The sequence below is a fragment of the Pseudomonas sp. NPDC090752 genome (genome assembly GCF_055584805.1).
On the sequence record NZ_JBVJLI010000013.1, the window covers coordinates 116,459 to 138,677 of the forward strand.

A 22,219-nucleotide genomic window follows, 5' to 3' on the forward strand; every position below is an offset into this window, starting at 1 on the left:
CATGAACACTTATCTACGTCCGGCGCTGAGCCTGATCCTGCTGATGACGGCGGTTACCGGTGCGCTGTATCCGCTGGCAGTGACCGGTATCGCCCAGGTGGCATTCCCTGAACAGGCCAATGGCAGCCTGGTGCGCGACGAGCAGGGTCAGGTCCGTGGCTCGGCGCTGATTGCCCAGGATTTCCAGGGCGATGGCTGGTTCCATTCGCGGCCGTCGGCGGGGGCGTATGCCACCGTGGCCAGCAGTGCCAGCAACCTTTCGCCAAGCAACCCGGCATTGTCTGAACGGGTGGAAAGTGATGCCGCGAAGCTGTACCAGGTTGAGCAGGGACCGGTGCCACAAGCGTTGCTGACGACATCCGGCAGCGGCTTGGACCCGCATTTGCCACCTGAAGCGGTTGCTTACCAAATCCCACGTGTGGCGGCGGCGCGCAAGGTACCGGTCGAGCGCTTGCAAGCCTTGCTGGAAGAGGCCACCCTCCACCCATTGATCGGCCCGCCCGTGGTGAATGTTCTGGCGCTGAACCAGGCATTGGAGCGTTTAAGGATGAAGCATGAGTGACGCAACCCGCGCAGACGCGCTGTTGGCCAACCTGCCGCGTGAGGGGCGCGGCAGGCTCAAGGTATTCCTCGGCGCCGCCCCCGGCGTTGGCAAAACCTTCGCCATGCTCCAGGCCGCCCACGCTCAGCAACGCCAGGGCGTTCAGGTGGTGGCAGGCGTGGTCGAAACCCACGGCCGCGCCGAAACCGAATCACTGCTTGGCGGCCTGCTTCAGCAACCGTTGCTGCGCAGCGAATACCGCGGTGTCATCCTGGAGGAGATGGACCTCGACGGCCTGCTCAAGGCCGCACCTTCCCTGGCCCTGGTCGACGAACTGGCCCACACCAACGCCCCCGGCAGCCGCCACGCCAAGCGCTGGCAGGACGTCCAGGAGCTGCTCGCCGCTGGCATCGACGTGTACACCACGGTCAATGTCCAGCACCTGGAAAGCCTCAACGACAAGGTCCGCGACATCACCGGGGTGCAGGTGCGCGAAACGCTGCCGGACTGGGTGCTGCAGGAAGCCTTCGAGCTGGTACTGATCGACCTGCCGCCGCGCGAACTGCTCGAACGCCTGCGCGAGGGCAAGGTATACGTGCCCGAGCAGGCAAGGGCGGCGATCGATGCCTACTTCTCCCAGACCAACCTCACCGCGCTGCGCGAGCTGGCCATGCAGACCGCCGCCGCCCAGGTCGATGCCGACCTGGCCCATGGCTACCGTCAGCGTGGTCAAGAGGCGCCGCCCCTGCGTGGGCGCTTGCTGGTCGGTGTCGATGGTGATGACCAGGCCGAACGCCTGGTGCGCCATGCCTGTCGGGTCGCCCAGCGGCGGCACCTGCCCTGGAGCCTGGTGCACGTCGACAACGGTCGGCTGCGTGACGAAACCGCCCGGCAGCGTCTACAGGCCGCGCAACAACTGGCCGAGCGCCTGGGCGGGGAAGTGGTGCTGCTACGCGCCGGTGAAGTGGCGCGCACGCTGATCCAGCATGCCGGCGAACGACGGGCCAGCCTGGTCCTGGTCGGGCAGTCGCGTGATCGCCTGCGCCGCCGCCTGTTCGGTGCAGGTGTCGCGGCGCGGCTGCTGCGTGAGCGTCACGGGCTGGAAATCAACGTGCTCGACCGCGATGCCCAGCCGGCCCCAGCGAGTGCCGCCGTGCAACGTGTGTGGGTGTGGCGTCACTACCTGCTGGCACTGGTCGCGACCGCACTGGCGGCAGGCTTGTCCTGGGCCGTCTCCAGTGTGCTGGCGCTGCCCAATATCTCGCTGGTGTTCCTCGCTGCCGTGTTGCTGGTTGCGGTGCGCAGCAGCCTGGGACCGGCCCTGGCGTGCGCTGCGCTGTCGTTCCTGGCCTACGACTTTCTGTTCATCCCGCCGAATTTTTCCTTCAGCATCCAGCGCGAAGAGGACGTGCTGACCCTGGTGTTCTTCCTGTTGATGGCCGCGCTCACCGGCAACCTCGCTGCTCGCCAACGCCGCCAATTGCAGGCGCTGCGCGAAACGCAGGCGCAGACCAACCAGCTGCTCGACCTGTCGCGGCGCCTTACTGTGGCAGCTGATCGCCAGGCCGTGTTCAACGCCGCTGGCCAGCACCTCGACGGTTGGCAAGACGTGCAAGTCTGCTTGCTCGAACGCAACGCCGAAGGCCTGTTGCAGGTGGCCAGCGGCGAAGCCCATGCCCTGAGCGACAACGAACGCGCCGCCGCCGAATGGGCCTGGCAACACGGCCAGGCTGCGGGTCATGGCAGCGACACCCTGCCCAACGGACGTTGGTGGTGGTGGCCGCTTAACGTTGATGATCACCCGCTGGCGCTGCTCGGCGTGCGCCCATGCTCCGGCGAACCACTCAGCGCCCAACGCCGCCGCCTGCTCATGGCTCTCGGCCAACCCTTGGCCCAGGCGCTGGCCCGTGCGCGGTTGGCCGAGCAATTGGAAGCCGCCCGCCTGCACGGCGAAACCGAACAGTTGCGCAGCGCCTTGCTGGCCTCGGTTTCCCACGACCTGCGTACCCCGCTGACCGCCATGCGCGGCAGCATCGACAGCCTTCTGGCGCTGGGCCAAGCCATCCCCGTCGAAGACCGCCGCGAACTGTTGGAAGGCACCCGCAACGAAGCCGAACGCCTCGACCGCTACATCCAGAACCTGCTGGACATGACCCGTCTGGGCCACGGCGGCCTCAAGCTCGCCCGCGACTGGGTCGCCCCCGCCGATATCGTCGGAAGCGCCCTCAACCGCCTGCGCGTGGTGCTGGCGCCGCTGCGCGTGCACACCGACGTGCCCGCCGAATTACCGCTGCTGTTCGTGCATGCGGCGCTGATCGAGCAGGCACTGATCAACGTCCTGGAAAATGCCGCGCGCTTTTCCCCCGCCCAAGGCCGACTGGATCTGCAGGTGTCCGTGGTCGATGAGCAATTGCGCTTCGCTGTCAGCGACCAGGGCCCCGGCATCCCCGTGGCCGAGCGCGAGAAGATCTTCGATATGTTCTACACCGCCGCCCGCGGCGATCGGGGCGGGCAGGGCACCGGCCTGGGGCTTGCCATCTGCCTGGGCATGATCGGCGCCCATGGCGGGCAGATCCTGGTCGGCGAAGGCATCGATGGCCACGGCACCTGCATCACACTATGCTTGCCGCTGCCCACTCAACCCGAAGCCGAAAGCGAAGCCCCATGAGCCAGTCCGCGACCCTCCTGGTCATCGATGACGAACCGCAGATCCGCAAGTTCCTGCGCATCAGCCTGACCTCTCAGGGCTACAAGGTGATCGAAGCCGCCACCGGCGGCGAAGGCCTGGCCCAGGCGGCCTTGACCAAGCCCGACCTGGTGGTGCTCGACCTCGGCCTGCCCGACATGGACGGCCAGCAGGTGCTGCGCGAATTGCGCGAATGGAGCGCGGTACCGGTCATGGTGCTGTCGGTGCGCGCCAGTGAAGTGCAGAAGGTCGATGCGCTGGATGGCGGGGCCAACGATTACGTGACCAAGCCGTTCGGCATCCAGGAATTCCTCGCCCGCGTGCGCGCGCTGCTGCGCCAGGTGCCCCAGGCGGGCGGCGGCGAGGTGGTGGCCAGATTCGGGCCGTTGAACGTGGACTTTGCCTTTCGCAAGGTGACGCTGAATGGCGAAGAAGTGGCGCTGACCCGCAAGGAATACGCGCTGCTGGCGCAGTTGGCCGGTCATCCGGGGCGGGTGATTACCCAGCAGCAGTTGCTCAAGGATATCTGGGGGCCGTCGCATGTGGAGGACACCCACTATCTTAGGATCGTGGTGGGGCATTTGCGGCAGAAGCTGGGGGATGATCCGACGGCGCCTCGGTTCATCATTACCGAGGCGGGGGTGGGGTATAGGCTGGTCGGGCCTTCTCACTGAGGCCGCTGCCTATGGCGCTGTTCTTGATTCCTGGTCCATGTCCGCAGGCCAGGCGACTTCAGGGGCCAGACGCAATGCGATCTCGCACCAAAGGACGTCGTTGTGGTCCTTCGGCGGCCCTGGCGGGGGAAGTGCGGATGGGCCTTTCTGCATGTAGGTGCATACGTAGGCCCAGAGGTATTCGTCTGCGCACATTGTGCTGAGGCGGAAGCGGTCGATGACGTTGTTAGTGCCTGGCTCAATGATGGAGAGCATGACCCCCCATTTAAATATTACTCCGCCATTGAGTGCGCCGACTTGTGACCAGCGTTCGGCGCGTACTTGGGACCAGTCATAGCTTACAGGTACCACTTTCCATTTTCCGAAGGGGTTCCACCATCGATGTTTGAAGTTGTAGGCGTAGATTTTTTGGCGGGCTCGGTTGAAGCGGATGGGTTCGTCTCTGGGTGGCGATATGTCGACGCGGATAGCGAAAACAATACCCCATATGCAAAGGATTAATATAATCGGCCCGATGAACAGATAAGTGATATCGTTCTCGTTAAAGCTGTCTAGAATCATTCCTGGTATTGGTAAGGTCAATAAGATCATGGGTAATGAGAGAAATGACATAAGCCCTCTTGCTGATGTGATTGGTCGCGATATCTCAAGATAAACATCGTCTTGATGATTGGGTGACTTGTATCCTAAAGCCGCTTCGATGGTTGGAGAATCATAAGGAGTGGGAAGGTCTTGCTTCCAGCCAGTGCAAGGAGGGTTTAACAGTGGGCGTGTCATGCAATATCTCTCTGGAGGGCATCTATTTTGTCCTCAATTACCACAAGTTTTGCGATGGCCGAGGAGTCATGTTTGTCGGGCCAATAGGTGACTGTTAATACAAAGGCCTTTATGTAGTGATCGTCCTTCAAAGGGTGCGAGTTATAGATTGTGAGTGCGCCATTTTCGGTGTCGTGTCTTACTCCAGGGCTTTTTAGGTTGGGCTCCGTGAATACGGAGGAAAACTCGCCTGAAGTGATAAGGTTCGCGGTGTGAACGCTATCGCCAGAAAGCACTATTTGCTTACCACTTGAGCCTGGTTCGAAAAGGCTGAGGCTCCACTGGTAATGAGAATTTTCGCTGCTAAAACTGGGCAGGTATAGGTGGTAATTAAGTACGAAGCGTGCGGGGATCGAAGTGCCGTCACTGATTATTATTCCTGCAGCGTCCGACGTTGCGGTGTGGTATGAATGTTCGAGTTTTATGTCTATTGAGGCGCTGGCGTTCATGCCGAGAACTGCTGCATTGAGTGCGCCGATCGCAGCATCCAGTTCGCTGGGCTCGCACCACTGCCTGTAATCCTCCGGCAATCCCCACCTACAATGGCGTGCCCAGAGTTCCGTTGCAGTCGATTCGGCGCGCTTTGCCAGTGTAGCGAGAGCATAGGCAGCCAATCCTAAAACAATAGCAATTCCTAATGGGCCAAGCAGCGAGCTTGTGAATACAGCGGCGTAACTTCCAAGTAATGTTGAAAGTCCAGCTGACACGGTGGCAGCATGATATATCCGAGCGGAGTCTAAATCTCCGTTGTCACCTACCCTGGTCGCCGCATGCGCATACTGAAACGTATCCATCGCTCCCGATAACGCGGCGATCGCTCCGCCGAACTTGGCAAGGGCGCCTCCCATCGAAATGGCGGGGGGTCTTCCAGGCAGGATTTTCTCGGGTCTAATCAGCTGTACTGCAAGCCCCGATGCCTCCATACCTGCTCCTAACAACCCTAGAGTCGAAGACCAAATCGCGGCCAGCGCCTCAGGGTCATTGGGGGAGGTCTTTTGCAGCGCCCCGAAGTTCCTGCCCAAGCTATCCTGATGAAACCACATACTCCCCAATGCCAGCAGAAGTCCGGGGCTGCTGGGACTGCCTGCGGCCTCGCGCATTCCACGAAACGCATCGCTCGCCACACTCCGCGCCGCTGACGCACTCACCTTTAATCCTTCAACCGCCTGCGCGGCCCCGCGCTGCAAGGTTTGCCCTCCCACCGCGACACTGCGCACCAGCTCACCCACGCCCCCAGCCGCCCCGTCGCGCATCGTCAGCAACCGCGCCTGCAGGCTCTCGGCACTCTCCAGCGTCCACACCATCACCTCGACCAGCTGACTGCGATTACCCGCCGCCGCCATGTGAATCGCCCCGCTGAGCACCATCGCCCGCACTTTGCGTCCGGCCGGTTTGCGGAATTGTTTGTCGAGTTGGCCGAGAAACGCGTCGGTGCGCGCCTGCATGGCTTCGTTGAGCAGGCTGAGGTATTCACCCACGGTGAGCGACAGCCTGACCTGCGTCATGGGCTGCCCGGCATACAGCAGAAACGCGGCGCTGTGCACATGGCCGACCAGTGTGCGGGTCTGCGCGGACGCGTGCTGGCCGAGGGCATTGCTGGCGCTGGCGGTCGCGGCGAGCAGTTGGCCGATGGCATCCTGCACCGGCTTGATCATCAGCAGCTTGCCTTCCTCACTGCCGCTGATGGCCTTGACGGCGTCGTAGACCTTGCCCAAGTCATCGCCGGACAGGGCCTTGGCCAGTTGCTGCAGCAGGCCCTGATTTTTCGCCAGCAGGGCCTGATAGAGCAGGCTCTGGCGGTCTTCGAGCAGCTGGTACCAGATGGATTGCGTTGCTCCGAGAGCTGTGTCGGGGGACGACAGCACCTCGGTTGGCCCGCCCGCCAGGCAGGCGGCCATCATGATGATGAAGTCTTCCACGGAAGCCGGGTTGGTGGCGCTGTAGTCGAAGTAGGCGACCCGCTGGAACGCCCGGCTGGCGTATTGGTCGGCGTAGAGCTCGGCGACCTCATCGATCTTCGCCTGAAAGTGCTGGACCTCCCGGTCATAGGCGGCCTGGAACGCGGCGCGGGCGTTTTCGTCGTAGCGTTCCTCCAGGCGCTCACGTGCTTCCTCTTGCTTGTGTTTAGTCGTACGCCTTGCCTGGGCTTCGATGTCCACCGCCGGCAAGTAGGCCTTGGCGGCGATGGGGCTGTCGTTCCACTGCTCGACCTGCCTGGCGTGCTGCTCGGTTTCTTCGGTCGCCTGGGCTTGGGCCTGGGCGTCGTGCAGTTCGCGGATGCCTAGCAGCGCCTGGGAGGTGAAATAGTCGAAGTGGCGCTGGGGTTCGGCGCGCCATTCCTGCAGGGCCTGGAACCAGGCGATGCGTTGTGCGTTGCACTCCATGGCCATACCGACCGGGTCCGGCAGGGTCAGGGCGAGTACGCCGTTGGGCAACTGCTCCTGGGCGATGATGGCGCGCACATGCGTGTGGGTGACAAACAGGCGGCTGATGCGCGGGTAGAAGCCGTGCACGCTGGAATACTTGCCGGCGTAAGCACTGGCATATTCGAGGACGTTGTCGAGGCCAAGATCGGTTTCGGTCATGGCAATGCCGACGCTGGCGGGATCGTTGCGGGCAACGTTTAGGTCCAGTTCAACGAAACGACCGACGCAATCTGGCGCATTGCTGGCAATCCCGTCGCGGTAGAAGTCCAGCACCTCACGCGGCCAAGGGTCGTTGGCGAACGCGATCCAGGCCTTGCTGTAGAGCAGGGTGTTGATGTTGATGAAGGCGGCGATCACGTCGTGGCACTGCGTGGCGCAGTGCTCGGGCAGCGATTTGCCCGGTGCCAGCGGCGGTTGCAGCGGCGAGAACTGGCGCAGTGCGCCCTCCGGCGTGACCTGGTAAGCGTGCCAGACCCGCTGGTCGAGCAGAACGTAGACATAGCCCTGTCGCAGGGTGCGCAACTGGTCGGTGCGCATGGGCAGGTGAGTGATTTCGCTGTCGGCGGCCAGGCGGTAGGGCTGGGTTTTGCGCGGGTGCGGCGCGTAGGCGGTGCGCAACAGCAGGATGGGCAGGCCGGAGCGTCGGCAGGTGTTGCAGGTCAGCGCTGGATTGGTAATGGCCTGGCGCATGGCGAGATCGATGGCGCTACTGATGCTCATGAATAGCTCCTTGCCTGTGGCAGTGCGGCGACGATTCGGCACCAGTCATGGTCGTCATACGCAGCGAACCGTGACTTGAGCGTCTGACCGCCCGCCACCACTTGGGCGACATCCTGCTGAATCCCCGGATGCCGCATGAGCAGTGGGTGGATCATCACCCTGTGCAGGTTCAAGCAGTGGATGTCCGCGTAATCGCGCAGCCCTTGCCGATGAGCATCGCGAATTAAGTTCCATGCGTGGGTTGGCGCCTCGTTGGGCAGCCCGGTAGGCCCTGACCAGCGCCAGGGGGCATAGGTTTTTACCGACAGGTTCAACTCACGCCATGCGGTTAGAAAGTGGGAGGCGTGCGGGGCCAACTGCTGAACTTGCCTGGCGACTTCCGGCACGCCAAGCTCACCCATTGATGGACTGCCATCGAACTTCGCGATCCCGCCGTCGACTTCGGGATAAAACCAGGACCGTATTGGCCCAAGGAGCTTGCCTGCGTCTTTCATCGCCGCGCGCAGCAGCGCCAGGCGCAAGGGTTCGAACCAGGGCACCGCGGTCGCTTTATCCGCAGGGCGTAATGCCTGGCACAGCAGGGTGATGTGCTGGCCGATGATCGCGATGGGCTGTTCACTGCTCAGCCAGCCGCAGACATAGTGCGTTCTGGCAGCCATCTCACGAGATGCGTAGGCTTGGGAAAGCCCAAGTAGATCTGCCGACGTGGCGTCGTCAGCGTGGAACTGGACGAGGGCTGGCCAGAAATGCGGAAAAGCGAGATCGTCGCGAGCAACGCTTACGATGGCTTCGCTACCGAGCGCTTCGGTCAGCGATGCCATACTCAGCGGATGGTCCTCTTTGCAGTCACCCATGGGGTTGATGAACAGGTACAGGTTTTCTGCGGGGCCAGGCAGTCCACTCGCGCTAGGGGCAAGCGGCGGGGAGTAATGATCCGGATCGGACGGGTTTGGCATGAGAAGTCCCCTGTCTTCCAATGAATGGCGGCGCCGGTCAGTCAGAACAAGGTGGATGGCGACCAGGCGAGCGAGGACTTGAACACTAACGAGGAAGCGATTCGCGGGGGAGTTGATGCTTTCCTAAAGCGTTGTAGGAAGTTTCGTCATGACTTGTGCGTGGCGTTGAGGATGGCACCGGCTTCGCCGGTGTTCGCGGCTGAAGCCGCTCCCACTGGGGGGGGTGGGGCTCTTATAAATGACCTCGCAGAGTCGACCCATTAACGACCATCAGCGCGGTTTATGTTGGCAGACGTATCCACGATCACCCTCTAGATTTGGTCTGGCGTGCTGGAAGCCCCGAACAACAATAACGAGGGACCCGACTATGCCGACCGCCACCCAAGCGAACAATGCCTGGCGCATCCTGTTTCTGCTGTTCCTGGCTAATCTGTTCAACTTCTTCGACCGCACCATCCCCGCCATCATCATCGAACCGATCCGTTTGGAGTGGCACCTGAGCGACTTCCAGATCGGCCTGATCGGCACTGCCTTCACCCTGGTCTATGCCATTGCCGGCCTGCCATTGGCGCGCATGGCCGACACGGGTTCGCGTAGCCGCTTGATGGGCTGGGGCTTGATGGCCTGGAGCGGGCTGACGGCGGTCAACGGCATGGTCGGCAGTTTCTGGAGCTTCCTGCTGGTGCGCATGGGCGTGGGCATCGGCGAGGCCAGCTACGCACCCGCCGCCAACTCGCTGATCGGCGACCTGTTCCCGGCCGAGCGGCGGGCGAGGGCGATGGGCATCTTCATGCTCGGCTTGCCGTTGGGGCTGTTGCTGGCCTTCTTTACCATCGGCGCGATGGTGCAGGCGTTCGGCAGCTGGCGTGCGCCGTTCTTCATCGCTGCCGTGCCGGGTGTGCTGTTGGCGCTGTTCCTGTTCCTGATCCGCGAGCCTGCACGCGGCGCGGCGGAAACCGTGGCGATCTCCCAGGCTCCAGTGGACCGCCCATTGCGCCGGGTACTAAGCGTGCCCACGTTCGCCTGGCTGGTGCTGGCCGGGCTGACCTTCAACTTCGCCTCGTACGCTTGCAACTCATTCATGGTGCCGATGCTGCAGCGCTACTTCGAGTTGCAACTGCAGCAGGCAGCGGTGGCCACCGGGATGATCGTCGGCCTCACCGGCCTGGTGGGCCTGACTGTCGGTGGCTGGATGGCTGACAAGGTACATCAGCGCTTCGCCAATGGCCGGTTGATGTTCGCCGTGATCAGTATGCTGGTCGCGACGCTGGCAACTGCTTGGGCGTTGCACGCGGGGCGCATCGAGTTGGGCCTGTTCGTCGCCGTTTTCGGCGTGGGCTGGCTGTTCTCGTACAATTTCTACACCTGTGTCTACACCGCCATCCAGGACGTGGTACAGCCTCGCCTGCGGGCCACGGCCATGGCGCTGTACTTCGCCGGGCTGTACCTGCTCGGTGGTGGATTGGGGCCGGTGGTGGTCGGCGGGCTGTCAGACCATTTTGCCGTGGCGGCGATGAACGCGGCGGGGGAGGTGGTGATGAGCGAGGCGTTCAAGGCTGAAGGGCTGCACGACGCGATGTACCTGATACCCGTGGCGCTGATGCTGACGATGGTGTTTCTGTTGGCGGCGTCGCGCTGCTTCAGCCGCGATGCGCAACGGATGCGTGAGGGGATGGTGGCTGATAGCGAAGTGACGGGGGGCCAAGTCGCGGGAGCTTGAAGATAGCGTTAGGGGAACAACTTCCCCCAACTGAGCACATTGCTACAAGACCCATTGCCCCGAAATTTCTAGCGTGCTGGCCCTGCGAAGGCTCAAACACGCCGCTTGTCCGCCAGATGGCAATTAGCCTCATTGCAAGTTGATGTTTGGATATGGGAAGCATTACCATTTGCACCCTCGCGCTTATCTCCATTCCTTGTCCAGGATCCGTATTATGGCGTCCCGCTTCCCGTCACGCCCAGCCTTGCTGGCGCTCTGCTGTTCCGTAACCTTGATGGCACATGCAGCCGAACCGATCCAGCTGGAGGCGACCGACGTAAACGCTGACGCCGTCAGACCTCAACGCAACGCGCTGCCTGAGGCATTTGCCGGTGGCCAGGTGGCCCGTGGCGGGCAGATGGGAGTGTTGGGCAACCAGGACAACATGGATGTCCCGTTCACCATGACCAGCTACACCTCCAAGGTGATCGAGGACCAGCAGGCCGAGGACATCGGCGATGTACTGGCCAATGACCCGTCAGTGCGCGAGTCGTATGGTTTCGGTAACCAGTCCAAGGTCTTCGTGATCCGTGGCCTGCCCCTGGCCGGGGACGATATCGCGTTCAATGGTCTGTACGGGATTCTGCCGCGTCAGATCATGTCCACCGACGGGGTGGAGCGTGTCGAAGTGTTCAAGGGGCCGAATGCCTTCCTCAACGGCGTGAGCCCGACCGGTACTGGCTTGGGCGGTAACGTCAACCTGCAACCCAAGCGTGCCGGTGATGTGCCGACGCGTCGCTATACCCAGGACATCAGCTCTGACGGGCGCATCGGCGAGCACCTGGATATCGGCCAGCGCTTCGGTGAAGACAACCGCTTCGGCGCGCGCCTGAACCTCAGCCAGCGCGAGGGTGAAACTGCGGTCGACGATCAGGATCAGCGCACCAAGTTGTTCGTTGCGGGCCTGGATTACCGTGGCGATGACTTCCGCGTCTCCACTGACTTCGGTTACCAGAAGCAGCGCATCAACCACTTGCGCAACTCCGTGCGTCCGGGCGTCGCCACTGTTGCCAATCCCGGAAATGCCACGACCAAGGTACCGACGGCCCCTGATGCCAGCCACAATTACGGCCAAGATTGGAGCTACAGCGAATCGGAAGATACCTTCGGTATGATTCGTGGCGAATGGGACTTGAATGAAAGCTGGACCGCCTACCTGGCCGGCGGTGCCCGCCATACTCGCGAGCACGGTACTTACGGCACACCGGTATTGGTTGGTAACAGCGGGGCAGCGAACCTCACGGCATCTGACATCGTTCACGCCGAGGATAATACTAGCTTCAGCGCTGGGCTGAACGGTCGCTTGCAGACCGGCCCGATCAGCCATCAAATCGCCGTGGGGGCTAATACGATGTGGACCCAGGCGGAGAACGCCTACACGTTCTTCTCACCGATTAGTACTAATATTTACAACACCGTTCAGCGACCCAAGCCCACCACAGTCACGAGTTGGGGGGGGGAAATGGGTGACCCTGGCGTGACGGGGAAGGTGCGTAACAGAAGCATTGCAATTTCCGACACCCTCGGTATGTTTGATGACCGCCTACTGTTGACCTACGGTCTGCGTCGTCAGCAATTAAGGGTGGAAAACTACTATTACGATGGTACTTGGCCGGTTACCGAAACTCGCCCATATCGTGATGGTAGTCGCAGCGCTGAACCTTATGATGAAGGTATTACGACCCCGGTCTATGGCATCGTATTTAAACCTTCCGAAAGCGTCTCGCTCTATGCCAACCGCATCGAAGGGCTGGCTCAAGGCCCAACCGCGCCAAGCACTGCTGACAACGCAGGCCAAATGTTCCCACCTGGACGAACCAAGCAGCTCGAGGCTGGCATCAAGTTCGACAAGCAGACCTACGGGGCGAATCTTGCGGTCTTCCGAATTGAAAAACCATCTGATGGATACACAGAAGGCCAAACCTTCATCCGTGACGGTGAGCAGGTCAACAAAGGCATTGAACTAAGTGTCTTCGGCGAGCCGATCGAAGGCCTGCGCCTAATGGCAGGTGGCACCCGCATGACCTCTGAGCAGAAGAAGACCCAGAACGGCACTAACGACGGCAACCACGCCATCGGCGTCCCGACCTTCCAGCTCAATGCCAGCGTCGATTGGGATGTACCCGGCGTGCCAGGCCTGGCGCTCAACGCCCGCATGCTGCGTACCGGTGGCCAGTACGTCGATGCCGCCAACAACCTCAGCCTGCCGACCTGGAACCGCTTCGACGCGGGTGCGCGCTACAAGCTGAAGGTCTCGGATAAAGACCTGACGTTGCGTGTGAACGTGGAAAACCTCACCGACAAGAACTACTGGGCCTCGGCCAACGGCGGCTACATGACCCAAGGCGATCCACGCCTGGTTAAGTTCTCGGGCACCATCGATTTCTGATCCAGGCATTGACCTCAAGTTAACCTGAGGTCCTAGGCTGTCGTCTCATCTCACAAGGAAGGCGACGACATGAAGACGATGGTAGTCGGTGGCAGCAGAGGGTTGGGCCGGGCGCTGATCGAGGGGCTTGGCAAGCCAGGGGATAGCCTGATCGGCGTGTCGCGGTCGCAGCCGAAGGGCCTGGCGCTTGTCCCAGGGATAAATCTCAGCTGGATCGAGGCAGACCTTGGCGAGCCTGTTGCCGCCGTTAAACAGATCGCGGCACTGACGCCTGACGACCTGGATGTGCTGATCTACAACGTTGGCATCTGGGAAGAACAGGCATTCAGCGAGCAGTACAGCTTTCTCGACGATAGCGATGCATCGATCCGAAAGCTGGTCGATGTCAATATCACGGCTACCCTCTTGCTGCTCAAGCGCCTAATTCCCAAACTGCTCACCTCATCCAGGCCACAGCTCATCTTGACCGGTTCCACCTCGGCCCTGCGACAGAGCGGACGGCCAGAGGTGGCATTCGGCGCCTCCAAGTTTGCCCTCAACGGCATGGCCGATGCGCTAAGAGAAGGGTTCCGGCACCAGAAGCTGGCCGTGACCGTGCTGCACCTTGGCTACCTGAATACGGATGATTCGCTGTCCACGCCGCTGCAGGACGCTGCGCAGCGTGGGGGCGGGCAGTGGGTGCCCGTGCACGATGTGGTGACCATGGTCGATGCGCTGTTGCATCTGTCGGATGCATCGTTCGTGCGCGAATTGGTCATGCCGGCGATTGCTGATGCTCGGTTTTGATGATGAAGCTACGGAGATAACAGGGTGCAAGCATTTGCCTCAATGCTTCATCCCCAACTCTGCGTCATCCATCAGCGCCTTGGCTAAAGCACTCAGGTAGTAGGTGGACCAGACCAGTTGTGGGTTGTCATCCATCAGGCCGGCGATGGTCAGGTCGCGCACGCAGCCCATCAGCTCCGAGGCTTGCTCGCGGGCTTCCTGGCAGGGGATGCCGGGTTCGATGCAGAACAGTGGTTGTTTGTTCTCGCCTTGGTAGAACTTGGTTTTGCCGGCGGTAGTTTTGATGGTTGGGGTGTCTGTGGGCATTGCTTGATCTCCCTGAAATTTTTGTCGCCTGTATGGGCCTCTTCGCGGGACAAGCACGCTCCCACAGATACCCCACAATGCCTGGGAACTGCGCAATTCCTGTGGGAGCGGGCTTGTCCCGCGAAGAGGCCCGAACAGGCACCACACGGCCAGACCTAGTGCCGCATGCGCGGCTCCGCTGGCATCTGCATCTGGATCAACGCCGACTCAAGCAGCACGCGTAATGCTTCGAGCTCATGCATGGAGGCCAACATCAGGACCGAGGCCGGTGCTCGGGGCTGCAGCGCTATAGCCTGTTGCGTCACGGTTTGTGCGCACAGGGCGTATTCCGTGGCCTGGATGAGGGTATCTTCGAGGGAGTGGCGGTTGTGGGGTGGATCGGCAACAACTTTCAGCATGACTACGTCCTTTTAGAGGTGCGGTCACCTGCCTGCTGTCAAACAGAAGGGTGGCAGCTGTACGTGGGTTGACAGACCGGCGGACATAGTAAGTTCCGGCGCACGCAAGCGTGCCCCACGCACAGCTGCCATAAAGACGAGCTGATAACTATGTACCGTCGCGGCCTGTCAAAGCCGATCGCTGTGTTAAGCGACTTGCCGAGACTAGTGGGCTACTTGTGCAGCCGCAATGGAAAATAGGCGGCAAGAGTATCTTTGGGAAATGGACTACAAGGAAGGGGGGAAGTCTGATATTTCAGGGGATGGCACGGGCTTCGCCCGTGCTCGCGGGCAAGCCCGCTCCCACAGGAAATGAGTTGATTGCTAGACCGCCTCGACTTTCAGAAACGCGGCTTCGAGCAGTTGGCGGGTGTAGGGATGCTGCGGCTCATGGAAGATCGCCTGCGCATCCCCTTGCTCGACCACATGCCCATGCTTGATCACCATCAGCTGGTGGCTCAGCGCCTTGACCACCGCTAGGTCATGGCTGATGAACAGGTAGGTGAGGTTGTACTTCTGCTGCAAATTTCGCAGCAACTCCACCACCTGCCGTTGCACCGTGCGGTCCAGCGCTGAGGTCGGTTCATCCAGCAAGATCAAAGCCGGCTTCAACACCAAGGCCCGAGCAATGGCGATACGCTGCCGCTGCCCACCGGAAAACTCGTGCGGGTACCGGTGCCGAGTGCGCGGGTCCAACCCGACTTCCTCCAACGCCGCAACAATCGCCGCTTCCTGCTCGGCGGGCGTGCCGATCTTGTGAATCCGCAGCCCCTCGCCAACGATATCGGCCACGCACATCCGTGGGCTCAGGCTGCCGAACGGGTCCTGGAATACCACTTGCATTTCCCGGCGCAACGGCCGTACTTCTTTCTGGTTCAGGCCTTCGAGTGATTGCCCGTGGAAGCGGATGCCACCCTGGCTTGAGATCAAGCGCAAGATTGCCAGGCCGAGTGTGGATTTGCCCGACCCGGACTCACCCACGATCCCCAGCGTTTGGCCCTGCGGCAGGCTGAAGTTGATCCCGTCCACTGCCTTCACATGGTCAACTGTGCGCCGCAGCAAGCCCTTCTTGATCGGGAACCACACCTTCAGGTCGTTCACTTCCAGCAGCGGCGCGCCGACAGGATTATGTGCAGGCCCGCCACTAGGCTCGGCATTGATCAGCATTTGCGTGTAGTGATGTTGAGGCGCGCTGAACAAGGTGGCGCAATCCGCCTCCTCGACGATCTTGCCGCGTTGCATCACGCACACCCTGTGCGCAATCCTCCGCACCAGGTTCAGGTCATGGCTGATCAACAGCAGTGCCATGCCCAAGCGCGATTGCAGCTCCTTGAGCAGGTCGAGAATCTTCAACTGCACGGTCACGTCGAGCGCCGTGGTCGGTTCATCGGCAATCAACAGTTCTGGCTCGTTGGCCAGCGCCATGGCAATCATCACCCGCTGCCGCTGCCCGCCGGACAGCTCATGGGGCAGGGCCTTCAAGCGTTTGCGTGGCTCGGGAATACCAACCAGCTCCAGCAACTCCAGCGTGCGCGCCGTGGCTTGCTTGCCGGTGAGGCCTTTGTGAATCAGCAGGATCTCGTTGATCTGCTTTTCGATGCAGTGCAACGGGTTCAACGAGGTCATCGGCTCCTGGAAGATCATTGCGATGCGGTTGCCGCGAATCCGCTGCATGGTCTTCTCGCCTTGCTGCAGCAGGTCCTTGCCTTCATAGCCGATGCTGCCGCTGGGATGGCGCGCTAGCGGGTAGGGCAGCAGGCGCAGGATCGAGTGGGCGGTGACGGATTTGCCCGAGCCGCTTTCGCCGACCAAGGCGAGGGTTTCGCCTTTGCGGATGTCGAAGCTGATGCCATCAACCACGCGGTTGACCTGGTCGCCGGTAACGAATTCCACCGCCAGGTCGCGCACTTCGATCAGGTTCTGTTCACTCATTTCACTTCCTCGGGTCGAAGGCATCGCGGGCGGATTCGCCGATGAACACCAGCAGGCTCAGCATGATCGCCAGCACGGCGAAGGCGCTGATGCCCAGCCAAGGCGCCTGCAGGTTGGACTTGCCCTGGGCGACCAGTTCGCCCAGCGACGGCGCGCCAGGGGGCAGGCCGAAACCGAGGAAATCGAGGGCGGTTAGGGTGCCGATGGCGCCGGTGAGGATGAACGGCATGAAGGTCATGGTCGAGATCATGGCGTTGGGCAGGATGTGCCGGTACATGATCGCCCCATTGCGCATGCCCAGCGCGCGGGCGGCGCGCACGTATTCCAGGTTGCGCCCACGCAGGAACTCGGCGCGTACCACGTCCACCAGGCTCATCCAAGAGAACAGCAGCATGATGCCCAGCAGCCACCAGAAATTGGGCTGCACGAAGCTGGCGAGGATGATCAGCAGGTACAACACCGGCAAGCCCGACCAGATCTCCAGGAAGCGCTGGCCGGCCAGGTCGACCCAGCCACCGTAGAAGCCCTGCAGGGCGCCGGCGATGACGCCGATGATGGAGCTGAGAATGGTCAGGGTCAGGGCGAACAGCACGGAAATGCGGAAGCCATAGATCACCCGTGCCAGCACATCGCGGCCCTGGTCGTCGGTGCCCAGCAGGTTGTCCGCCGAGGGCGGTGCCGGGGCGGGCACGCGCAAGTCGTAGTTGATGCTCTGATAGCTGAATGGGATCGGTGCCCACAGCACGAAGCTGTCTTTGTTGGCCAGCAGTTCGCGGATGTACGGGCTTTTGTAGTTGGCTTCCAGCGGGAACTCGCCGCCGAACGTGGTTTCCGGGTAGCGCTTGAACGCTGGGAAATACCACTCGCCGTCGTAGCGCACGGCGATCGGTTTGTCGTTGGCGATAAGCTCGGCACCCAGGCTCAGGCCGAACAGAATGAGGAACAGCCACAGCGACCACCAGCCACGCCGGTTGGCCTTGAAACGCTCGAAGCGCCGGCGGTTGAGAGGGGACAAGGCCATGTCAGTGCTCCCGGCTGGCGAAGTCGATGCGCGGATCGACCAAGGTGTAGGTGAGGTCGCCGATCAGTTTCACCACCAACCCCAGCAGGGTGAAGATGAACAGGGTGCCGAACACCACCGGGTAGTCGCGGTTGATCGCCGCTTCGAAGCTCATCAGGCCCAGGCCGTCGAGGGAAAAGATCACCTCGATCAGCAGGGAGCCGGTGAAGAAGATGCCGATGAACGCCGACGGGAAGCCGGCGATCACCAGCAGCATGGCGTTGCGGAACACGTGGCCGTACAGCACGCGCGGGCGGCTCAGGCCTTTGGCTTTGGCGGTGACCACGTACTGCTTGTTGATCTCGTCGAGGAAGCTGTTCTTGGTCAGCAAGGTCATGGTGGCGAAGTTGCCGATCACTAGTGCGGTAATCGGCAGCACCAGGTGCCAGAAGTAGTCCAGTACCTTGCCGGTGGTGGACAACTCGTCGAAGTTGTTCGAGGTCAGGCCGCGCAGCGGGAACCAGTCGAAATAGCTGCCGCCTGCGAATAGCACGATCAGCAGGATGGCGAACAGGAACGCGGGGATGGCGTAGCCGACGATGATCGCCGAGCTGGTCCAGACATCGAAATGGCTGCCGTGGCGCACAGCTTTGGCGATCCCCAGCGGGATCGACACCAGGTACATGATCAGCGTGCTCCACAGCCCCAGCGAGATCGACACCGGCATCTTTTCGGCGATCAGGTCGATGACCTTGGCGTCACGGAAGAAGCTGTCGCCGAAGTCCAGCTGGGCGTAGTTCTTGACCATGATCCACAGGCGCTCCGGCGGCGATTTGTCGAAGCCGTACATGCGCTCGATTTCGGCGATCAGCGCCGGGTCCAGGCCTTGTGCGCCCCGGTAGTTGGAGCCGGCCACGGACACTTCGGCGCCGCCACCGGCAATGCGGCTGGTGGCGCCTTCGAAGCCTTCGAGCTTGGCGATCATCTGCTCGACCGGGCCGCCGGGGGCGGCCTGGACGATGAGGAAGTTGATCACCAGAATGCCGAACAGGGTCGGGATGATCAGCAGCAGGCGGCGCAGGATGTAGGCCAGCATGTCAGTTGGCCTCTTGCACGGGGGCGTCGGTCACGGCAGGCGTGACGTCGGGCTTGATCCACCAGGTGTCGATGCCGACATCGTACTTGGGCGACACCTTGGGGTGGCCGATGTGGTTCCAGTAAGCCACGCGGTTGGTCTTGATGTGCCAGTTCGGCACCACGTAGTAGCCCCATTGCAGTACACGGTCGAGGGCGCGGCAGTGCTCTACCAGGCTCTGGCGCGAGTCGGCGTTGATCAGCGCTTCCACCAGTTGGTCGATGGCCGGGTCGCGCAGGCCGATGAAGTTACGGCTACCGGGGTTGTCGGCGGCGGCACTGGACCAGAACTCGCGCTGTTCGTTGCCGGGCGAATTGGATTGCGGATAGCCGCCGACGATCATGTCGAAGTCACGCGAGCGCAGGCGGTTGATGTATTGCGAGACGTCCACGCGGCGGATCTCGAAGCCTATGCCCAAGTCGGCGAGGTTGCGCTTGAACGGCAGCAGTACGCGTTCGAATTGGGTCTGGGCCAACAGGAACTCGATGCTGACGGGCTTGCCATCCTTGTCGACCATCTTGTCGTCGACGATCTTCCAGCCGGCTTCCTGCAGCAGCTTGTAGGCCTGGCGCTGTTGTTCGCGGATCATGCCGCTGCCATCGCTGACTGGGTTGGCGAATGCCTCGCTGAATACTTGCTCGGGAACCTTGCCACGCAATGGTTCGAGGATCTTCAGCTCCTCTGGTGAGGGCAAGCCGCTGGCGGCCATTTCGGAGTTCTCGAAGTAGCTGTCGGTGCGAATGTAGGCCCCGTTGAACAGCTGCTTGTTGGTCCATTCGAAGTCGAACAGCAGGCTCAGCGCCTTGCGCACCCGTACGTCCTGGAACACGGGCTTGCGCAGGTTGAAGATGAACCCTTGCATCCCCACCGGGTTGCCGTTGGGGATTTCTTCCTTGATCAGGCGGCCATCGCGCACTGCGGGCGTGTTGTAAGCGGTAGCCCAGTTTTTTGCGCTCATCTCCAGTTCGTAATCGAAGGCACCGGCTTTCAGGGCCTCCAGCGCCACGTTGTTGTCGCGGTAGACGTCATAGGTCATGGCGTCGAAGTTGTAGAAGCCGCGGTTGATCGGCAGGTCCTTGGCCCAGTAGTCCTTGACCCGCTCATAGCGGATCGAGCGCCCGGCCTTGACCTCGGCGACTTTGTACGGGCCGCTGCCAAGCGGCAGCTCAAGGTTGCCACGGGTGAATTCGCGGGTCTCGTACCAGTGCTTGGGCAGCACCGGCAGCTGGCCGAGAATCAATGGCAGCTCGCGGTTGTTGGTGTGCTTGAACTTGAACAGCACCTTGAGCGGATCTTCGGCCACGACTTCGGCCACGTCGCTGTAGTACTGGCGGTACAACGGCGCGCCGTCCTTGATCAGGGCATTGAAGGTGAACACCACGTCCTCGGCGCGCATCGGGTGGCCGTCGTGGAAACGCGCTTCGGGGCGCAGGTAGAAGCGCACCCAGCTGTTGTCGGGGGCCTTTTCGATCTTGCCAGCGACCAGGCCATACTCGGTGAACGGTTCATCCAGACTCTGGCGCATCAAGGTGTCGTAGATGATGCTGAGGTTGTCAGCCGACACGCCCTTGTTGATGAACGGGTTGAGGCTGTCGAAGCTGCCGAAGCTGGACTGGCGGAAGGTGCCGCCCTTGGGCGCGTCGGGGTTGACGAAGTCGAAGTGCTTGAAGTTGGCCGGGTACTTCGGCGGCTCGTCGTAGAGGGTCAGCGCGTGTTGCGGCGCGGCCAGGGCCGGCAGGCTCAGGCAGGCGAGCAACAGGCTGCCTGCCAGCTGGCGCAGGCGGTTGCTGGGCATCATTGGGCTTTCTCCGAAGTCTTGAGCCACCAGCTGTTCAGCCCCAGGGTGTAGGGCGGCGTGGTGACGAAGCCGAACCGGTTGCGGTAGGCCAGGCGGTGATTGTCGAGATACCAGTTGGGGATCATGTAGTACTGCCAGGAAAGCACACGGTCCAGGGCGCGGGCGGCAGCGATCTGGTCATCGCGGGTGCGCGCGGCGAGCAAGGTGTCGAGCAGGTGGTCGACCACCGGGTCCTTGACCCCAGCATAGTTCTTGCTGCCCTTGGTCGCGGCTTGGCTGGAATGGAAGTACAGCCACTGTTCGAGGCCGGGGCTCAGGGTCTGGTTCAAGGTCATCAGGATCATGTCGAAATCGAACTGGTCCAGGCGTTGTTTGTACTGGGCGCGGTCGACGGTGCGCAAGTGGGCATCGATACCGATGCTCGCCAGATTTTCGACATAAGGTTGCAGGATGCGTTCGAGGTTGGGGTTCACCAGCAGCAGTTCCATACGCAGTTGCTGGCCTTTCTTGTCCACCAGACGCTGGCCGTCAAGCTTCCAGCCGGCCTGGCCAAGCAAGGCCAGTGCCTGGCGCAGGGTCTGGCGGCTGATGCCGCGGCCGTCGGTGTGGCTGACCTGGTAGGGCTGGGTGAACAGCTTTTCTGGAAGCTGGCCGCGGAACGGCGCCAGCAGCAACCACTCCTTGCCGGTGGGAAGGCCGCTTGCTGCGAACTCGCTGTTGGGGTAGTAGCTGGTCGAGCGGCGGTAGGCGTCGCTGAACAGCGCGCGGTTGGTCCACTCGAAATCGAGCATCAGGCCCAAAGCCTGGCGCACCCGGGCATCGCTGAAGGAAGCCCGGCGGCTGTTCATGAACAGGCCCTGGGTCTGGGTCGGGATGCGGTGGGGGATCTGCGCCTTGATCACCTCGCCACGGCGCACCGCCGGGAAGGTGTAACCGTTGGCCCAGTTCTTCGCCTGGTGCTCGATGTAGATGTCGAACTCGCCGGCCTTGAAGGCTTCGAACGCCACCGTGGCGTCACGGTAGAACTCGAACTCGACGCGCTTGAAATTGTACTTGCCTCGGTTGACCGCCAGGTCCTTGCCCCAGTAATGCTTCACCCGCTCGAAGATCAGACGTCGGCCTGGCTGTACCTGGCTGATGCGGTAGGGGCCGCTGCCCAGTGGCGGCTCGAAGGTGGTGGCCTGGAAATCGCGGCCTTGCCAATAGTGCTTGGGCAGCACCGGCATTTCGCCCAGGCGCAGGATCAACAGCGGGTTGCCGGCGCGTTTGAAGACGAAGCGGATGCGCAGCGGGCCGAGGATGTCGACGCGCTGCACTTCCTGCAGGTTGGTGCGATAGATCGGGTGGCCTTCCTTGAGCAAGGTGCGGTAGGAGAAGGCCACATCTGCCGAGGTGATCGGCTGGCCATCATGCCAGCGCGCTTCCGGGCGCAGGTTGAACACGACCCAACTGCGGTCTTCGCTGTACTCCACCGAGCGCGCGATCAGGCCGTAACTGGACGTCGGTTCGTCGCCCGAGGGGTCGTACTGGCCGGTGCCGACCATCAGCGTCTCGTTCAGCTCACTGACGCCGTACTGCAGGAAATTTGGTGTGGTGACCGGGCTGGTGCCCTTGAAGGTATAGGGGTTGAGCGTGTCGAACGTGCCAAATGCCATGGCCCGCAAGGTACCGCCCTTGGGCGCCTGCGGGTTGACCCAGTCGAAATGGGTGAATGTGGCTGGGTACTTGAGCGTGCCGAACTGCGCGTATCCGTGGCTTTCGCTCACCATCGCGGCTGCGGGGAAGCTCAAGGCCAGGCTGAGTGACAGCAGGAGGGGACGTATCAAGTCGGCATCCGATCCAGAGGCGTTGGGCTTTG

Annotated in this window: 16 protein-coding genes; 6 read left to right on the top strand and 10 right to left on the bottom strand. The window is 61.8% G+C overall.

The genetic code is table 11. The annotated features are described in order from the left end of the window. The first annotated feature begins 1 nt into the window (after position 1). Genes kdpC through ACZ6YA_RS18235 form a run of 3 tightly spaced genes read left to right on the top strand, consistent with a single transcriptional unit; the run spans position 2 to position 3,901 of the window. Positions 2–562, top strand: a complete 561-nt coding sequence (kdpC, locus tag ACZ6YA_RS18225; RefSeq protein ID WP_465898484.1) for a potassium-transporting ATPase subunit KdpC — start codon at positions 2–4, stop codon at positions 560–562. Beyond that, the gene (locus ACZ6YA_RS18230) at positions 555–3,209 is read left to right on the top strand and encodes a DUF4118 domain-containing protein (protein WP_465898485.1); all 2,655 of its coding nucleotides are present in this window, start codon (positions 555–557) and stop codon (positions 3,207–3,209) included. Before kdpC ends, ACZ6YA_RS18230 begins: the two co-directional genes overlap by 8 nt. Next, complete coding sequence (locus ACZ6YA_RS18235) at positions 3,206–3,901, top strand: response regulator (protein WP_465898486.1); 696 nt, start codon at positions 3,206–3,208, stop codon at positions 3,899–3,901. Before ACZ6YA_RS18230 ends, ACZ6YA_RS18235 begins: the two co-directional genes overlap by 4 nt. A gap of 9 nt (positions 3,902–3,910) precedes the next feature. On the opposite strand, the gene ACZ6YA_RS18240 is transcribed toward ACZ6YA_RS18235, so the two are convergent. From ACZ6YA_RS18240 to ACZ6YA_RS18250, 3 genes are read right to left on the bottom strand one after another with little or no spacing between them, the layout of a single operon-like run. After that, the gene (locus ACZ6YA_RS18240) at positions 3,911–4,678 is read right to left on the bottom strand and encodes a DUF6708 domain-containing protein (protein ID WP_465898487.1); all 768 of its coding nucleotides are present in this window, start codon (positions 4,676–4,678) and stop codon (positions 3,911–3,913) included. Further along, on the bottom strand, positions 4,675–7,863 hold the full coding sequence (locus ACZ6YA_RS18245) for a T6SS effector BTH_I2691 family protein (RefSeq protein WP_465898488.1): 3,189 nt from the start codon (positions 7,861–7,863) through the stop codon (positions 4,675–4,677). The genes ACZ6YA_RS18240 and ACZ6YA_RS18245 overlap by 4 nt, the downstream gene beginning before the upstream one ends. Next, on the bottom strand, positions 7,860–8,819 hold the full coding sequence (locus tag ACZ6YA_RS18250; protein ID WP_465898489.1) for a hypothetical protein: 960 nt from the start codon (positions 8,817–8,819) through the stop codon (positions 7,860–7,862). The genes ACZ6YA_RS18245 and ACZ6YA_RS18250 overlap by 4 nt, the downstream gene beginning before the upstream one ends. Positions 8,820–9,186: 367 nt before the next feature. On the opposite strand from ACZ6YA_RS18250, the gene ACZ6YA_RS18255 reads away from it, so the two are divergent. The 3 genes from ACZ6YA_RS18255 to ACZ6YA_RS18265 all read left to right on the top strand — a co-directional run bounded on the left by ACZ6YA_RS18255 (position 9,187) and on the right by ACZ6YA_RS18265 (position 13,753). Next, positions 9,187–10,539, top strand: a complete 1,353-nt coding sequence (locus ACZ6YA_RS18255) for a spinster family MFS transporter (RefSeq protein WP_465898490.1) — start codon at positions 9,187–9,189, stop codon at positions 10,537–10,539. A 214-nt stretch (positions 10,540–10,753) separates the two neighbouring features. Beyond that, the gene (locus ACZ6YA_RS18260) at positions 10,754–12,967 is read left to right on the top strand and encodes a TonB-dependent receptor (RefSeq protein ID WP_465898491.1); all 2,214 of its coding nucleotides are present in this window, start codon (positions 10,754–10,756) and stop codon (positions 12,965–12,967) included. Between the two features lie 69 nt (positions 12,968–13,036). Further along, positions 13,037–13,753, top strand: coding sequence for an SDR family NAD(P)-dependent oxidoreductase (locus tag ACZ6YA_RS18265; protein ID WP_465898492.1), 717 nt, complete (start codon positions 13,037–13,039; stop codon positions 13,751–13,753). A 39-nt stretch (positions 13,754–13,792) separates the two neighbouring features. Here the strand turns inward: ACZ6YA_RS18265 and ACZ6YA_RS18270 are convergent, their stop codons facing one another. From ACZ6YA_RS18270 to ACZ6YA_RS18300, 7 genes are all read right to left on the bottom strand, one after another. Then, complete coding sequence (locus ACZ6YA_RS18270) at positions 13,793–14,059, bottom strand: DUF3077 domain-containing protein (protein ID WP_465898493.1); 267 nt, start codon at positions 14,057–14,059, stop codon at positions 13,793–13,795. Positions 14,060–14,214: 155 nt separating this feature from the next. After that, positions 14,215–14,457, bottom strand: a complete 243-nt coding sequence (locus ACZ6YA_RS18275) for a hypothetical protein (RefSeq protein ID WP_465898494.1) — start codon at positions 14,455–14,457, stop codon at positions 14,215–14,217. Between the two features lie 363 nt (positions 14,458–14,820). Beyond that, positions 14,821–16,428, bottom strand: coding sequence for an ABC transporter ATP-binding protein (locus ACZ6YA_RS18280; protein ID WP_465898495.1), 1,608 nt, complete (start codon positions 16,426–16,428; stop codon positions 14,821–14,823). Position 16,429: 1 nt separating this feature from the next. Then, positions 16,430–17,449 (bottom strand): ABC transporter permease, encoded by a 1,020-nt coding sequence (locus tag ACZ6YA_RS18285; protein ID WP_465898496.1) that lies wholly within the window; start codon positions 17,447–17,449, stop codon positions 16,430–16,432. Between the two features lies 1 nt (position 17,450). Beyond that, complete coding sequence (locus tag ACZ6YA_RS18290) at positions 17,451–18,524, bottom strand: microcin C ABC transporter permease YejB (protein ID WP_465898497.1); 1,074 nt, start codon at positions 18,522–18,524, stop codon at positions 17,451–17,453. Between the two features lies 1 nt (position 18,525). After that, positions 18,526–20,361, bottom strand: a complete 1,836-nt coding sequence (locus ACZ6YA_RS18295) for an extracellular solute-binding protein (RefSeq protein WP_465898498.1) — start codon at positions 20,359–20,361, stop codon at positions 18,526–18,528. Further along, positions 20,358–22,187, bottom strand: a complete 1,830-nt coding sequence (locus tag ACZ6YA_RS18300) for an extracellular solute-binding protein (RefSeq protein WP_465898499.1) — start codon at positions 22,185–22,187, stop codon at positions 20,358–20,360. Before ACZ6YA_RS18300 ends, ACZ6YA_RS18295 begins: the two co-directional genes overlap by 4 nt. Positions 22,188–22,219 lie beyond the last annotated feature (32 nt).

Excerpts from the sequence above, each read along its gene's own strand:
- ACZ6YA_RS18255 (WP_465898490.1), top strand. The coding sequence starts at position 9,187 with ATGCCGACCGCCACCCAAGCGAACAATGCCTGGCGCATCCTGTTTCTG.
- ACZ6YA_RS18285 (WP_465898496.1), bottom strand. The coding sequence starts at position 17,449 with ATGGCCTTGTCCCCTCTCAACCGCCGGCGCTTCGAGCGTTTCAAGGCC.
- ACZ6YA_RS18245 (WP_465898488.1), bottom strand. The coding sequence starts at position 7,863 with ATGAGCATCAGTAGCGCCATCGATCTCGCCATGCGCCAGGCCATTACC.
- ACZ6YA_RS18295 (WP_465898498.1), bottom strand. The coding sequence starts at position 20,361 with ATGATGCCCAGCAACCGCCTGCGCCAGCTGGCAGGCAGCCTGTTGCTC.
- ACZ6YA_RS18280 (WP_465898495.1), bottom strand. The coding sequence starts at position 16,428 with ATGAGTGAACAGAACCTGATCGAAGTGCGCGACCTGGCGGTGGAATTC.
- ACZ6YA_RS18265 (WP_465898492.1), top strand. The coding sequence starts at position 13,037 with ATGAAGACGATGGTAGTCGGTGGCAGCAGAGGGTTGGGCCGGGCGCTG.
- kdpC (WP_465898484.1), top strand. The coding sequence starts at position 2 with ATGAACACTTATCTACGTCCGGCGCTGAGCCTGATCCTGCTGATGACG.
- ACZ6YA_RS18290 (WP_465898497.1), bottom strand. The coding sequence starts at position 18,524 with ATGCTGGCCTACATCCTGCGCCGCCTGCTGCTGATCATCCCGACCCTG.
- ACZ6YA_RS18270 (WP_465898493.1), bottom strand. The coding sequence starts at position 14,059 with ATGCCCACAGACACCCCAACCATCAAAACTACCGCCGGCAAAACCAAG.
- ACZ6YA_RS18275 (WP_465898494.1), bottom strand. The coding sequence starts at position 14,457 with ATGCTGAAAGTTGTTGCCGATCCACCCCACAACCGCCACTCCCTCGAA.
- ACZ6YA_RS18260 (WP_465898491.1), top strand. The coding sequence starts at position 10,754 with ATGGCGTCCCGCTTCCCGTCACGCCCAGCCTTGCTGGCGCTCTGCTGT.
- ACZ6YA_RS18235 (WP_465898486.1), top strand. The coding sequence starts at position 3,206 with ATGAGCCAGTCCGCGACCCTCCTGGTCATCGATGACGAACCGCAGATC.
- ACZ6YA_RS18240 (WP_465898487.1), bottom strand. The coding sequence starts at position 4,678 with ATGACACGCCCACTGTTAAACCCTCCTTGCACTGGCTGGAAGCAAGAC.
- ACZ6YA_RS18250 (WP_465898489.1), bottom strand. The coding sequence starts at position 8,819 with ATGCCAAACCCGTCCGATCCGGATCATTACTCCCCGCCGCTTGCCCCT.
- ACZ6YA_RS18230 (WP_465898485.1), top strand. The coding sequence starts at position 555 with ATGAGTGACGCAACCCGCGCAGACGCGCTGTTGGCCAACCTGCCGCGT.